This is a genomic window from Coleofasciculus sp. G2-EDA-02, assembly GCF_040226375.1.
Taxonomy (GTDB): Bacteria; Cyanobacteriota; Cyanobacteriia; order Cyanobacteriales; family Coleofasciculaceae; genus Coleofasciculus.
In genome coordinates this window covers 1-13,575 of sequence record NZ_JAVKEW010000143.1, presented here as the reverse complement: position 1 = coordinate 13,575, position 13,575 = coordinate 1, and the positions used below count along the sequence as shown (strand labels likewise).

Here is a 13,575-nt window from a genome sequence, read left to right as displayed (position 1 = left end):
AGTTACGCCTGGGGATGAGATGACCCGCTGCTTAGAAGAGGAAACTCCAAAAAGCAAGGTTGCTCGTAGAGCCAGGAAGACTCGTCAGTGATGATGGGAATCCCCACCCTCAGCTTTTAGCAGGGTGGGGAGGATGTCAATCCCTCGATAATTTTTCAGCCGCCCGCAGAATTTGACCTGCCAGAATTGCCGCACCAAAACCGTTATCAATATTTACCACTCCCACTCCCGGCGCACAAGAATTGAGCATGGTTAAAAGAGGAGCGAGTCCGCCAAAACTAGCACCATAGCCGATGCTGGTGGGAACGGCAATGACTGGAGAATCAGCTAAACCCGCAACAACACTAGGTAATGCTCCTTCCATTCCAGCTACGACAATTAGCACATTCGCCTCAGCAATCACCTGTTGATGACTCAGCAAGCGGTGGAGTCCCGCTACACCCACATCCCACAGACGCAGTACTTGAAATCCACACAGTTGAGCCGTAACTGCTGCTTCTTCAGCCACCCATAAATCTGAGGTTCCAGCGCATATAATACTAATCGTTCCTGGAGAATTGGATGGAATAGTTTCGGGCGCGATCGCACAAATCCGGGCAGTCGGATAATAGTGGATATCGGGGACTGTGGCTTGGAGTTGGGCAAACACATCAGGGAATATGCGCGTTGCCATCACAACTGAATTGCGTTTTCGCATTGCTGCCATAATTTGTGCAATTTGATCAGGTGTTTTACCTAAACCCCAAATTACCTCTGGAAAACCTGTTCTTAATGTGCGGTGATGGTCAATCTTCGCAAAGTCACTAACTGACTCAAAGGTAAAATGTTTTAGTTTATCTAAGGCAACCGCCGGACTCATTTCGCCAGCCGCCACTGATTCCAGCAAAGATTTTATAGCTTGAGGTTGATTCATAATTTATTCAAATTCTTTAATTAGCTTAATTTTGTATTTATAATTTAAAATTTATTAATTAATCATAATTTTTATACATTATTATCGATTATTTTAACCTATTAACTCTAGTCACATTGCTCTGAGTGCCCCGATAATTACAAACCGACCGTAAAGTTTAGTTCGGTTTCCATAGACTTCTATATTAATCAAACTTCTATCTTTCCGCTGCCCTTTAAAGCGACAGGAAAGGTTTTTGTTTTGACCCTGAATGCAACTAGAGATTTGTTGTTCAATAAACTTACGATTGTCCAGACATACGAGATCGAGAACCGATTCTAAGGAGATCAGTTCCCCAAAAGTATAGCCAAAAATTTCGGCTAATCTGGGATTGACATAGAGAAAATTACCTTCGCCAAACAGGATATATATGCCAATTCGGGAAAATTCTTTCTCGCTGAAGGATTGAGGTACACTTTGGCGAGATTGATCGGTTGCTTGCGTTTGAGTCTGCTGTAACTCCAAGTCCATTTCTTGCTGCTGACGTTCATGATAGAGTCGAGCATTGTCAAGCACCAGTGCCATAGATTCTGCTGTGATTTGCATTAGATGAGCAGATTCCGGGCTAAAATGTCCAGGTTGTGAGTGGGTTAACGTGAGAATTCCTAATACTTCCTTACCCATAAGAATCGGGATGCCAAGGGCGGAGCGAACGGAATAAGGTTGATTAGGTAAGGTCAACCAGCGCTCGTCCTTGATCGTATCAGTAATCAGTCCCAGTTGGCGGTTACGATAAACCCAACCCGCTAAACCTTTATCCAATACTTGACCAATCAGCCGTTGCTTTTGTCCCCGTAGCGTCGCACCACGAGCCAGAATACTTTCGGTGACAACGCCATGGGTATCGAGTAAGAACAAACTACTAGATTCAGCACGAGTTAGCTTGGTAGCAATCGTCACAATTTGTTGCAACATAGCTCTGATCATCAGTGTCCCCCTCGCCGCTTGCAAAGTTGTGGCAAAGGTTCTCATGAGCTGATGTTGGGCATCAAACGCCATTTTAGTCATTTTCAGTTTAATCACTTGTCGGCGTAGGGATGCCACTTCCGCCTGGAGTTGTTCGTAGGACTTGTTGCGATCGCTCATTTGTACCTCTATCCATTCAATGCACCTGCACTCCAATCACTGTAAGATTTCCCCCTGTGCTACGGATAAAGCCATAAGACTCACTCGTTTGGTCTGGGGTGGAATTGACGGTGTTCTTTAATCTCTACCAGAATTTGCTGGCATCTCCCCCATAATGAGTTTAGGCGAGTTGTTGCTTACTCTGGTCAAGTTTGTCATTTTTATGCTGAGCGTTCCATTGGTTGCAAATGATAACTCTATCCCATAAACACTCAGGATAAATCCAAGTTGTGAAGCTTGGAAGCCCACACCAAATCAAAGATTCTGGTGTGGGATGATGTCACAGACGCAGTTCGTGCGCCGCCTCAGATTTCCCCGTTGAGACACAAATCAGTTGAGCTTGGCGTCCACCTTCGCTTAAATAGGTTAAATTCAGATGCAGATAAGATTCTGGTAAATAGGGTAATCGATCCGCCCACTCGATCGCGACGATTCCCAAAGGCATTTCCACCCCTTCCCAATAGCTTTCTGGATGTAATCCAGCTACGGCTTCCGATTCTAGGCGGTACAAATCTAGATGATAGAGTGGAATGCGTCCTTCTAGATATTCGTTAATTAGAGTAAACGTGGGACTGACGATCGCGTCCGTGATGCCCAAGCCTGCACCAATTCCCTGCACCAGTGTGGTTTTACCCGCACCTAAATCTCCCTCTAGTAAAATCACGCTACCCGCTCTTAAAGATTCCCCCAGACGAACACCTAGCGATCGCGTGGCTTGTGCATCCTTTAGACGCAATTGAGTCATTCTTTCCCTTCTACCCGATCAACTCTAAATTACAACAGATGAGCGCGACTGTACCAGCGTAGCAATACCCGGGCTAACTTTTCGGGATTATGTCGCACTAGATTAGTGTTCTCATCCTCATCCATCACATTAGCTAAAACAATGCGCCGTCCTAAAGTCTCGGTTTCTTCTCGATCTAGAAAAACGGGATGGGAATTCACTTGGGAATATTTAATCAATGCTTGGGCGGAAGGAACCTTTCGATGGACTAAAACCGCATCAAATAGGGGTTGACTACAAGCATTGTCTAGGGCGCGAACATGATCGGCAACCGTATATCCGTCAGTTTCACCCGGTTGAGTCATGATATTACACACATAGATCCGGGGAACGGTACTTGCCGCGATCGCATCAGTAATTTCTGGGACTAACAGATTCGGCACGATGCTGGTATACAGACTACCCGGACCAATAATAATGTAATCGGCTTCGTGAATTGCTTTGAGCACGGCGGGAAGAGCCGGGGGATTTTCTGGCGTGCAACCCATTTTCACGATTTTACCATTGGCAGCCGTAATATTCGATTCACCTTCAATCCGACGCCCATCTTCTAATTCTGCCCACAGACAAACATCGCTCAACGTAGCTGGGAGAACTCGTCCCCGCACCGCTAAGACTTGAGAACTGGCAGAAATTGCCCGTTCTAAGTCCCCCGTAATCTCGCTCATTGCCGTCAAGAATAAATTACCAAAACTGTGACCCACTAGACCATTGCCCGCCGAGAAGCGGTACTGAAACAGCTCAGTTAATAATTTTTCTTGGTCGGCTAAAGCTGCCAAACAGTTGCGAATATCTCCCGGAGGCAGAACCCCAAATTCTTGGCGCAGCCGCCCAGAGGAACCGCCATCATCGGCTACGGTAACAATAGCAGTAATATGGGCGCTGTAAATTTTCAGTCCTCGGAGTAAGGTAGACAACCCCGTACCGCCTCCCACAACCACAATTTTTGGGCCACGATACAGGCGACGATGGGCAATCAGCACGTCTACCAGTTCTTCATCGCCTCCGGGTTTTAAAGCCTCAGTAATCGAACCCACCGTCCGGGTTTGTCCCCAGAAGATGAAAATCAGACCACAAATAATCGCGATCGGTCCGGATACATAGTTGGGGATAACCGTGGTGATTGTTTCCAGAATGGTGGACGTGAGTTGAATTAAGTAAAAAATGGGGGTTAGCTTTGCCCAAATCGCCACCCCCAGACTCGTCAGTAGTACGCCTATGGCACTCAGAAGCAACCAGCGTTTGACGAAAAGTCCAGGCGCTAACCACTTAAACCACCGATTGACTTGTCGAGGCGTCCTACCTCTTGACTCATTGTGCAGGGTACGTAGAGCGCGTTTGAAGAGACTAATTGAGGACATCGCTGATACCAGAAACAGAGAACAAAACTGGATAGACTTTAGCTAAGAGCAGTGTAATTGCTCAAGTCCTTGACGTGAGTAGAAAGTTGTCGATTGTCAACTGTGCCATATTCTTTATTAGCTCTTTTGGATATGTCTGTCAGGATACATTCTGGGAATTATACTGGGATGGCAATTAATCTCATGGGGAAGTGGATCATCAAAACGACTAGACTGGTGTTCTAGGATACGGCAAGGTAGATGGGAAAGCGAATTTTAGGACTAGACCCAGGACTAGCGATTTTAGGCTTTGGGGCAATTATCTGCCAAGCTGAAGTCAAACAGATGACCAAGGTTCAGGGAAAATCAACAGCTGAATTGGTGCAGTTATTGGACTTTGGTGTAATTCAGACGCCAGCACGGACAGAGATGGGGCAGCGACTCTGTACAATTTATGAAGATTTGCATACTTTACTCGAACAGTGGCAGCCGGATCTAGTTGCCGTAGAGAAGCTGTTTTTTTATCGGATGAGTACGACAATTACCGTAGCTCAGGCACGGGGGGTTGTCACGTTGGTGTCAGCCCAGCATCAGGTGCCAATGGTGGAGTTTACACCCGGGCAGGTGAAGCAAGCGTTAACGGGTTATGGTAACGCGGACAAGTACGAGGTACAGCAAGCGGTGACACGAGAGTTAAATTTAGAGAATATACCCAAGCCAGATGATGCAGCAGATGCTTTGGCTGTGGCACTAACGGCATGGTTTCATCAGTCGTAGGGGTGAAGCATTTTTGCCAAAAACTTACTCCGAAGCATCATAACTGGCTGCAAAAATGCTTCACCCAACTCTGGAGTCAATTGATTGAATGGGATAAGATCAAACCTTAAACAGGGTAGGGATTGTGTCAAATGGGAGTCATTACTCGGATCGCAGATTGGTTAGAAACCCATTGGGTCACTCCTGCTTATGCTGGATGGATATTAGCGGGTATTGCGATTTGTTTCTTTGGTGCGGCGACCAATACCATGTCAGGATGGCTGTATGTGATCAGTGGTATAATCTTTGCCCTATTGGGGTTAGCGGCTATCTTGCCGCCCTTGTCGCTACGTCATCTGAAAGTCCACCGACATCCCATCTTTCCGGTGAGTGTGGGCGAGGAACTCACCATTGAAATCGATATCGAAAATCCCACGGCTCGTGCCAAAACCCTTTTACAAGTTCAGGACATGCTCCAATCGGAACTGGGAAAACCCCTGCAAACCGCGATTGAAACCATTGCGCCGAGCCGTGTCTATCACTGGGTTTATTTCCATTCCACCAAAAAGCGGGGTGTTTACCATTGGCATGAGATCCAACTGAGAACCGGAAACCCCGTAGGATTATTTTGGTGTCGTCGTAGCCGCCATGGGCCAGCCACAGCGGTTGTTTATCCCACGGTATTACCCCTAACCAGTTGCCCCATCGTAGACGAAATCGGCACAGATGATAGTTTACAACTGTTAAGCGATCGCCGTTCTCAATCAGCCACAGAAGACCTGACGCGATCGCTACGACCTTACCGTGTGGGTGATGCAACTCGTCTGATTCATTGGCGTACCAGCGCCCGTTATGGGGAATTGATGGTACGGGAGTTAGAAGTCTTTACCGGATCTCAAGAAATTATCATTTGCCTCGATAGTTCGGTAAGTTGGCAATCTGAGGATTTTGAATCAGCCGTTATTGCCGCCGCTTCCCTCTACTTCTATGCCTGTTCTCGTCAGCTTGACGCTAGACTCTGGACAGCTAGAACAGGGTTATTACACGGCAATCAAGTCGTCTTAGAAGCCCTGGCTGCGACCCAACCAGGAGAAGATACAGAAACTGGCGATCCTCCTTATCTTCCCTTAATCTGGCTCACACAAGAATCCTCCAGTCTCAATTCCCTCCCTCCGGGTAGTCGTTGGTTATTTTGGTCTCCATCAACATTAGCCGAACCTGACCGACAGGCTTCAGGAGTTACCAATTGCACGGGTAGAATCATTGATACTGAAGAACCCTTACAACGTCAGTTACAACAATCCCTTACCCGAACTTAAGCACCCTTCATGACCTTCGGGGAACCTGGTTTGCGTTAAAATGCAAACAAAAGTTGAACGACCACGCCAAGGAATAGGGTATCTAGCGCATTTTACTTATGAGTACATCAGAAACCACCAATCTTTCCAATGAGAAAACACTGGCGGCGATGAAGAATTTCGCCGAAACTTATGCAAAACGAACGGGTACTTACTTTTGTGTTGACCCGTCGGTAACGGCTGTCGTCATTGAAGGATTGGCTAAGCACAAAGATGATTTAGGTTCACCCCTATGTCCTTGCCGTCATTATGAAGACAAAGAAGCCGAGGTGAAAGCCACCTATTGGAATTGTCCTTGCATCCCCATGCGTGAGCGCAAAGAGTGCCACTGTATGTTGTTTTTGACACCAGACAACGAATTTTCTGGAGAACAGCAGGACATTGCCATGGAGGAGATTCAATCCGTTCGAGATAGTATGGCTTAATTGTCTTTATGTCATTGGTCATTGGTCATTTTTAACCTTAAATGACCAATGACTCATACATTAGAATTAATCACCCATGACTGAGCAATTTTGGCAAGGTGTTGAGCAATTTAATCAACAGGAATTTTATGCCTGTCACGACACCTTAGAGGCGTTGTGGATGGAGGCTGTCGAACCAAAAAAACAGTTTTATCAAGGCATATTACAGATTTCGGTCGCTTGCTACCACCTCAATAATCTTAACTGGCGTGGCGCTGTCATCTTGCTTGGAGAGGGAATTAGACGCTTAGGTGACTACCAACCTATTTATGAAGAAATTCAGGTAACCGATTTAATTAGCCACAGTTATCAGCTTTTGCAAACCCTGCAAAAAACTGGAGCCGAGGGTATTTCTGATTTAGTCAATTCGCTAACGGTAAATCAATCTAGTGAGGAGAGTAATCAAGAAATTTGTCATTTGCCTAGAATTATTCGAGTTAATCCCTAGTATCGCTTTTGGGGAAGTCATAACTATGCCCTAAACGTAGTCGAAGGGTCAATTTTAGGGGCTACCGTTAGGCAGAAAGCTGGCTTGTCACCAATAGCTGAACAACAAAACCCTCCCTTCTCTGCTTGGTTTTCCCGGATAATCCCCACCCAAATCCAAGACTCAGGTGGGAATATTGATCAAGTTAACTATGAGTTGAATCTTTGCCGAGCAATTGTCCTTTAAGAGCATCAAACTCTTGAGCCAATTCTTGGCGACTTTCGGCTTTCCAAAGATAACGGGCAATAAACCAGATAGTGTAACCAATCCCGACAAGTTCAAAAATTGGGGCTAATAAGGGAATGTCGTTAATGGCATCCAGTACAGCTAGGGTGACATACACGGTAATAAAGCCGGCTATCACTAGCCCAATCAAAATGATGGCTTGTTGGTACTCATAATAAAATGAGCTGATTATCGCCGGAAGTTTGGACAAAAAGTCAAACACAGGCTGTACCCACTCCTGCCAAGCTTGATCAGTGGTTTGACCAGCTGGAGGCAGCATGGGTTGGTTGTTACCAGGGAGTTGGGCTACTGTCCCCGGTTGGTCAACATTGACATCTACTGTAGACTCTGGGATTTTTTTCGTGTCCCCTGGAGTAGTTTTGACTTCTGGGGATGTACCCTCAGTATATTCAGATTTTTGTGGATTCGTTTCCATAGTTCCTCTACTGTGACCTCAAGTAGGACATTTTATCGTTTGTGTGAGCTAGATGGGTATAATAGGCAGAATAATGAAGCTTTCGCCCATATTACCAAAAGTTTTCTTATGACTTCGGTGGAAGCAAAAGACTGATACTCAAACTCTGCCATACCTGGCTCATTTACCTCAATCGGCGAGAATGATCCCGCTATAATCTTTGATTTAGCGGTGGGGGGATGTCAATGTTTCCCTCTTCTATTCACTCGTTACGTGAGTGGGAAAGAAGCATCCGGAAGCCAAACAGCACCCAGAACCCCGACGTCTCTAAGAAGCCGGGGATATATACTCTCAACGACTATGGAAGGCAGGGGCAGGGGTTTAATCGCTGCTCAATAGACCAACATCATCATAGAGGTAGATTCTACCCTATTGTGTTAATCGGTCTAAACTAAGCTTAGAACAGGGGATGCGATCGCGTCCGGTTCTACCGATGATGCTTCACCTGTACAATAGACTTCACAGGAGTTATTGGGACTTTCAATGAGTTTAACTTTATGCAGTTTCGCTCCTAATTTTTGGATCGGTGACTGGAGTAATTGCCGAATATAGATGGCAATATTTTCCGCCGTCGGTACAACTTGGGCAAAGTAGGGGATGTCTTTGTTCAGGAAGGTATGGTCAAAGGGTTCTACGACATAATCATCGATTACCTTCTGCAGCGCTCCCAAATCGACAATCATCCCGGTGCGCGGGTCGATTTCCCCTTTTACAGTAACCTCTAAATGATAATTGTGTCCGTGACCGTTCGGACGAGCGCATTTGCCGTAGATTTCACAGTTGTCCTCATAACTGAGTTGGGGATGAGCTAGCCGATGAGCGGCGCTAAAGTGGGTCGATAGGGTGAGATATGCTTCCATTCCGTTTCCTAAATAATCAGCCCAAAGTTCTGGATGTTCAAATAGTTGTATCTTGACAAGTGGCAAATAAGGTGCTAACTTTTGCCAAATAACACGAGCAATGTTTTCGGTCGTGGGTAGGGTTTCCTGGAAGTCTAGCCAAGCATCGTTCAGATAGGCATAGTCTAATTGGCTGGTGACCTCTTGCTTAATTAACTTTTTGACCTGGGATAGGTTTTGCACCATACCGTATTTGTCTAGGTCACCCTCAAGGGAAACAAATAGGACATAATTATGTCCATGACCGGGAAACTGGGCACCTCGACCGAATTTCTGCTTGTTTTGAGCTTCACTCAGTTCGGGTAACCAATAGCGGTGACTGGCAGAAAACTGGGCGCGGCGGTTAATGATGCATTTCATGCGTTTTTGAGGCAAGTCAGAATCTGTAAATTTCTGTAAATTAGCACTAATTCTAGGATAAACGAATATTGGTTATTGGTCATTGGTCATTCGTCATTCATTTTTTGTTAACGATTAATTATAAATTTTATAATTAATAGTTTATATGCTTAATGGCATCTTGAGCGTCGTGGCGTAAGCTGGTGGCGATTCGGAAGAGTTCTTGACCGATATGCAGGTAATGTTCGTCGTAGTTTAAGGTAAAGCGTTCTAACTCATCAATACCATCCCCCAACTGATTGAGACAGTAATACAAGGAAGCCGCAACACCAGCAAAAGGAGAGGGATTGGGTTGGGAATGAAAGGTAATCTGAGCCTGATTGAGATCATGACGACAGTTTTCTAGATACGTCTGAAAATCTGCTATGAGTTCGTCGTCAAAGGGATCAGCCATTTAGATGTAATACATAATGTTCAACTGTCGTCTGTTATTCAGTTTCTCCCATAAATCTTGCAGTGTATAGTCTTGCAAAATTTCATTAGTGCGATCGCGGACTTCCTCCCATGTTTCTTGGACGATAGCACTGGCTTCAGTTATCGCCCTTGTTTTGCTACCATAGGCTATTGCGGTTGCACCATCTAGGCAGTTGATAACATCCAACAGAGTAATTGTCCAGGGTTCCCGCGCCAGAAGGTAGCCCCCTTTAGCCCCCCGTTGGCTACGAACTATATTTCCACGTTTCAGGGTTGCCAGAAGCTGCTCTAAATAGCGATCGGGAATATTTTGTTGCTTGGCAATCTGTCGGATTTGTAAGGGTTCTCCCTCATTGTAATGACCCGTGAGTTCTAAAAGGGCAAGCAGGGTATATTCCGTCTTACAGGAGAGTTCCACAGATTCCACTTGATTCATTTCAGGGCAACCATTCCCAGTATACCCCGGTTTTCCGGTGGGGTTTGCTGGTAAGGGTTGGGCAAGCTGAAAAAACCCCGCGCACTGGCGGGGTGATCAAATTATGGATTTTCAGGCTAATTTTGCCTTCCGAATTGACTTATACCAAGTTGAGTTCTAATGTGCAATTGTGAGTCCTGAGCGAAGCGAAGTAAATGAAGCGGATTGAAGAATCTCGCCAGATGCTTCGCTACATTGCCTTTTGTAAACCCTTACGGATTATCTCTTTGACTTCAACTTGGTATTAGAAGGTGAAAGTCGTTCTCAGAGTACCGATTACTGCATCCTCATTACCGTTATTCTGGTTGGGATTCATTAACCAGATAACACCCGGAGTAAACGAGATATTATCTGTAAGTTGGTACTTGTAGAAGGCTTCAACGTGCCAAGGTAACTCATCATTACTTCGGCGGAAATTCGCGCTTGGCGTATCAATATTTCCGGCGTAGGGTTGTACACCGCCGAAAATTCCCAAAACGTTACCTTCTTTACCCAGATCGGCAAAGGCTACGCCAGCACCATAAGTCCAGATTTCGCTACCGCCTCGACCGATTAGAATTGCATCGGTATAAGCACCATAGCCGCTAATTGAGATATTTTCACTCAAGCGTAATGCTGCTTGTACTCCGTAGGAGTTAGTTACAGTAGGAACCCGATCACCAACGCCAAAGGAACCTGGATTATTAGCTAGCACAGTACCGACAATACCGTCTCCAAAGTCTGGTGCTGAAGCACCACCACCACCAATATCAAAAATGGCACTGCCAGCATTATGGTAACCGTGGACGTAAGTTGCACCAATAGCAATTCGATCGCCAAGGTTGAAATTTAACTGGGCTAGTGCCGCATATTCACCATTGAAGATACCAAAGTCTTCCCCTGGATTATCGGCACCAGGACCTGCTAAGTAACCAATAGTCAATGTACTTGGTCCCAAGACCCTTTCTAGGGGTCCTGCGCCTAGACTAACGGCTGCACCTCCACCACCACCGATTCGATAGATGGGGCTTTCAGACGCAAAGGCAGACAGCGCACCATTACCACCGTCATAATCTTCAAAGTAAGGATTGAGGGTAGGAACATAGTCACTATGAATCCCGCCTGCACCAGCAAGGTAAACTTTTGAGCTACCAAAGGTGAAGTAGTAGGCTAACCAGTCTACAACGACATCATTATCTGGATCAGTATCCCCGATATTAAATGTCTGTGTACTCTCAAAACCCGCACCAGTATTTAGTAGTTCTGCATTCCCTGCGGCTAAACGAGTAACCAAACGATCCTGACCCGTGAAGCTTGTATTCAGTTCTAGACGAACCCGGTTTTGGAAGACAGTATTATTGTCAAAATCAGAATTAAACTCGTCGGTGAGGGCAAAAATCACTTCACCCCTTAACTTGGTCGTCGTGGAAAACTGATTATCTTCCAAGAACGCTACACGACCTTCCAGATTATCAACTCGCGCCCCTAAGGTCGCCAGTTCTGCTTCAAATTCCTGAATCAGCCGTCGCAGGGTTTCTAACTCACCATCGGGCAAACCGCCCGTATCAATCAAACGCTCAATTTGATTCAAACAAGAATTCAAACCAGCGGCAAATTCGTAACGAGTCAGCGCCCGATTTCCACGAAATGTACCATCTGGATACCCGGCAATACAACCGTAGCGTTCAACTAGGCTACGTAGCGCTTCAAACGCCCAGTCTCCTGGAGAAACATCGCGTAACTGACCCACACTGGTGACTTGTCCGCTGGAGTTTCCACCTTCGCGGCTGTAGTCATTGATTTGATTTAAAATCTCAGCATCATTGGGCGTAGCCGGTACAGCTTGAGCTAGGGTGGGTTGTGCCTCTGGCTTCACCTCTAGACTTGCTGGAGTTAACTGTTCCGGATTGACCGCAATTTCCTCTGAGACCTTAATCTCAGCCACACCATCAAACTGAACTTCTGGCGTCGCTGTTTGAGTGTCAGCAATAGGCAAATTGGCGCTATCTGCTGCACGGACTCCCACCGTAGATGCAACTAAGGTTACACCTAATACCGCTGGGCTAATAAGTAGAGACTTCCACAGTAATTTCGACATCTTCTGTCCTCACACCTTTACAGAAAGAATTAGATTGCCCTTCTCGCACTATGGTACATCGTCTATATGGTAGATGGTATATTTTATTTTATTTTCAGGTTCGTCTTGGAACTCTTTTCCATCTGCCAATCGCTAAGCTTTTGGCTAATACTGCCAATTATATAACTAAATGTACGGCTTGTACTACACAAGTCGTCCTAGATGTCAAGCTTTAGAAACTGGTACTTAAGCCCTTGCCTTATCAGCCTTAGAGAGCTATGCACTTAACTTGGACAGCGTTTGAGCCATCTCAAAATCATTAGCTGTCAAACCTCCAGCATCCTGGGTGGTTTGGAGATAATCCTTATAAAAGTTACTTGTTCCTTTGTAGTCAGAAAATCCCCAAAAACTATCCGCTCTCACGAGAAGTACATAGATAAAATCCTCAGATAGAATCTATAGCACTTAGTGTGAGAGCGGTCTAGCGGGTCTTCTGATTGAAACCAGACTGCCGGAAGGAACTCCTTAACCAGCCCAGTTGCTCAATAAATGAGTTCTCCGAAGAGAACTGAGCTAGCTGTTAGAGAACAGCTCCGGCGCACAGCCGGCTAACTCCAATCAGATGACCCATGCATTTACTACTATCGCTCATGGGCATCACCTCCTTAATCCCTGTACGGTTTTTTTAAATCCGTCAGTCATCAGGTGTTTCTTCACCTTTAATCAGAATAACACACCCTTTTGATTTTGCAAGGGGGAAGCGTAGAGACGTTGCATGCAACGTCTCTACAAACCTGATTAGAGAGCGTTACCGCGAGGTAGAACTTCCTCAGGGAATACAAACTTCTGGTGTGGTTGGTCTTGAGGCGCCAGCCAAGCCCGGACTCCTTCATTCAGGAGAATGTTCTTAGTGTAGAATGTCTCAAATTCGGGGTCTTCCGCCGCCCGGATTTCCTGGGAGACGAAGTCATAGGCACGCAGGTTCACGGCTAAGCCAATCACACCCACTGAACTCATCCACAAGCCTGTCACGGGGACAAACAGCATGAAGAAGTGCAGCCAGCGCTTGTTGGAAAACGCAATCCCGAAAATCTGAGACCAGAAACGGTTCGCCGTTACCATTGAATAGGTTTCTTCGGCTTGGGTGGGGTTAAATGCCCTGAATGTATTTGACCCTTCACCATCTTCAAACAAGGTGTTTTCTACCGTTGCACCGTGAATCGCACAAAGCAGAGCTCCACCTAAGATACCCGCCACTCCCATCATGTGGAAGGGGTTGAGTGTCCAGTTGTGGAACCCTTGGAAGAATAGCAAAAAGCGGAAGATTCCGGCTACGCCAAAGCTGGGAGCAAAGAACCAAGAGGAT

The 13,575-nt window shown here is 46.0% G+C and carries 13 protein-coding genes and 1 pseudogene; 4 read left to right on the top strand and 10 right to left on the bottom strand.

Annotated elements, in window-relative coordinates:
• Nucleotides 1–136: 136 nt before the first annotated feature.
• The 4 genes from larB to RLO19_RS17055 all read right to left on the bottom strand — a co-directional run bounded on the left by larB (nt 137) and on the right by RLO19_RS17055 (nt 4,222).
• A complete protein-coding gene (gene larB, locus RLO19_RS17070) occupies nt 137–913 on the bottom strand; it encodes a nickel pincer cofactor biosynthesis protein LarB (RefSeq protein WP_446358270.1) in 777 nt (258 codons plus the stop codon).
• A 111-nt stretch (nt 914–1,024) separates the two neighbouring features.
• Nucleotides 1,025–2,038, bottom strand: a complete 1,014-nt coding sequence (locus RLO19_RS17065; protein WP_446358268.1) for a GAF domain-containing protein — start codon at nt 2,036–2,038, stop codon at nt 1,025–1,027.
• A gap of 319 nt (nt 2,039–2,357) precedes the next feature.
• Nucleotides 2,358–2,822 (bottom strand): tRNA (adenosine(37)-N6)-threonylcarbamoyltransferase complex ATPase subunit type 1 TsaE, encoded by a 465-nt coding sequence (gene tsaE, locus RLO19_RS17060; RefSeq protein ID WP_446358266.1) that lies wholly within the window; start codon nt 2,820–2,822, stop codon nt 2,358–2,360.
• A gap of 29 nt (nt 2,823–2,851) precedes the next feature.
• Nucleotides 2,852–4,222 (bottom strand): gluconeogenesis factor YvcK family protein, encoded by a 1,371-nt coding sequence (locus tag RLO19_RS17055; RefSeq protein ID WP_446358264.1) that lies wholly within the window; start codon nt 4,220–4,222, stop codon nt 2,852–2,854.
• 240 nt (nt 4,223–4,462) lie between these two features.
• On the opposite strand from RLO19_RS17055, the gene ruvC reads away from it, so the two are divergent.
• From ruvC to RLO19_RS17035, 4 genes are all read left to right on the top strand, one after another.
• Nucleotides 4,463–4,978 carry a crossover junction endodeoxyribonuclease RuvC gene (gene ruvC, locus RLO19_RS17050; protein WP_446358263.1) on the top strand — a complete coding sequence of 172 codons (516 nt, stop codon included), beginning with the start codon at nt 4,463–4,465 and terminating at the stop codon, nt 4,976–4,978.
• Nucleotides 4,979–5,109: 131 nt separating this feature from the next.
• Complete coding sequence (locus tag RLO19_RS17045; protein WP_446358261.1) at nt 5,110–6,276, top strand: DUF58 domain-containing protein; 1,167 nt, start codon at nt 5,110–5,112, stop codon at nt 6,274–6,276.
• Nucleotides 6,277–6,374: 98 nt separating this feature from the next.
• Nucleotides 6,375–6,740: a ferredoxin-thioredoxin reductase catalytic domain-containing protein gene (locus RLO19_RS17040; protein ID WP_446338242.1), complete on the top strand. Its 366-nt coding sequence runs from the start codon at nt 6,375–6,377 to the stop codon at nt 6,738–6,740.
• A 76-nt stretch (nt 6,741–6,816) separates the two neighbouring features.
• The gene (locus RLO19_RS17035; RefSeq protein WP_446358259.1) at nt 6,817–7,227 is read left to right on the top strand and encodes a DUF309 domain-containing protein; all 411 of its coding nucleotides are present in this window, start codon (nt 6,817–6,819) and stop codon (nt 7,225–7,227) included.
• Nucleotides 7,228–7,411: 184 nt separating this feature from the next.
• On the opposite strand, the gene RLO19_RS17030 is transcribed toward RLO19_RS17035, so the two are convergent.
• The 6 genes and pseudogenes from RLO19_RS17030 to RLO19_RS17005 all read right to left on the bottom strand — a co-directional run.
• The gene (locus tag RLO19_RS17030) at nt 7,412–7,927 is read right to left on the bottom strand and encodes a CAAD domain-containing protein (protein ID WP_446358257.1); all 516 of its coding nucleotides are present in this window, start codon (nt 7,925–7,927) and stop codon (nt 7,412–7,414) included.
• Nucleotides 7,928–8,352: 425 nt separating this feature from the next.
• The gene (locus tag RLO19_RS17025) at nt 8,353–9,225 is read right to left on the bottom strand and encodes a 6-carboxytetrahydropterin synthase (protein ID WP_446358255.1); all 873 of its coding nucleotides are present in this window, start codon (nt 9,223–9,225) and stop codon (nt 8,353–8,355) included.
• 133 nt (nt 9,226–9,358) lie between these two features.
• Entirely contained in the window at nt 9,359–9,658 is a 300-nt protein-coding gene (locus RLO19_RS17020; protein ID WP_446358253.1) for a hypothetical protein, read from the bottom strand.
• Entirely contained in the window at nt 9,659–10,114 is a 456-nt protein-coding gene (locus RLO19_RS17015) for an RrF2 family transcriptional regulator (RefSeq protein ID WP_446358252.1), read from the bottom strand. It lies immediately after the preceding gene.
• A gap of 283 nt (nt 10,115–10,397) precedes the next feature.
• On the bottom strand, nt 10,398–12,230 hold the full coding sequence (locus RLO19_RS17010) for an iron uptake porin (protein ID WP_446358250.1): 1,833 nt from the start codon (nt 12,228–12,230) through the stop codon (nt 10,398–10,400).
• Nucleotides 12,231–13,007: 777 nt separating this feature from the next.
• A pseudogene (locus RLO19_RS17005) lies at nt 13,008–13,575 on the bottom strand (photosystem II D2 protein (photosystem q(a) protein)); the annotation flags it as partial.

Coding starts and splice junctions, on each gene's coding strand:
- RLO19_RS17010 (WP_446358250.1), bottom strand. CDS start 12,230: ATGTCGAAATTACTGTGGAAGTCTCTACTTATTAGCCCAGCGGTATTA.
- RLO19_RS17055 (WP_446358264.1), bottom strand. CDS start 4,222: ATGTCCTCAATTAGTCTCTTCAAACGCGCTCTACGTACCCTGCACAAT.
- RLO19_RS17035 (WP_446358259.1), top strand. CDS start 6,817: ATGACTGAGCAATTTTGGCAAGGTGTTGAGCAATTTAATCAACAGGAA.
- RLO19_RS17020 (WP_446358253.1), bottom strand. CDS start 9,658: ATGGCTGATCCCTTTGACGACGAACTCATAGCAGATTTTCAGACGTAT.
- larB (WP_446358270.1), bottom strand. CDS start 913: ATGAATCAACCTCAAGCTATAAAATCTTTGCTGGAATCAGTGGCGGCT.
- RLO19_RS17065 (WP_446358268.1), bottom strand. CDS start 2,038: ATGAGCGATCGCAACAAGTCCTACGAACAACTCCAGGCGGAAGTGGCA.
- RLO19_RS17045 (WP_446358261.1), top strand. CDS start 5,110: ATGGGAGTCATTACTCGGATCGCAGATTGGTTAGAAACCCATTGGGTC.
- RLO19_RS17040 (WP_446338242.1), top strand. CDS start 6,375: ATGAGTACATCAGAAACCACCAATCTTTCCAATGAGAAAACACTGGCG.
- RLO19_RS17025 (WP_446358255.1), bottom strand. CDS start 9,225: ATGAAATGCATCATTAACCGCCGCGCCCAGTTTTCTGCCAGTCACCGC.
- RLO19_RS17015 (WP_446358252.1), bottom strand. CDS start 10,114: ATGAATCAAGTGGAATCTGTGGAACTCTCCTGTAAGACGGAATATACC.
- RLO19_RS17030 (WP_446358257.1), bottom strand. CDS start 7,927: ATGGAAACGAATCCACAAAAATCTGAATATACTGAGGGTACATCCCCA.
- tsaE (WP_446358266.1), bottom strand. CDS start 2,822: ATGACTCAATTGCGTCTAAAGGATGCACAAGCCACGCGATCGCTAGGT.
- ruvC (WP_446358263.1), top strand. CDS start 4,463: ATGGGAAAGCGAATTTTAGGACTAGACCCAGGACTAGCGATTTTAGGC.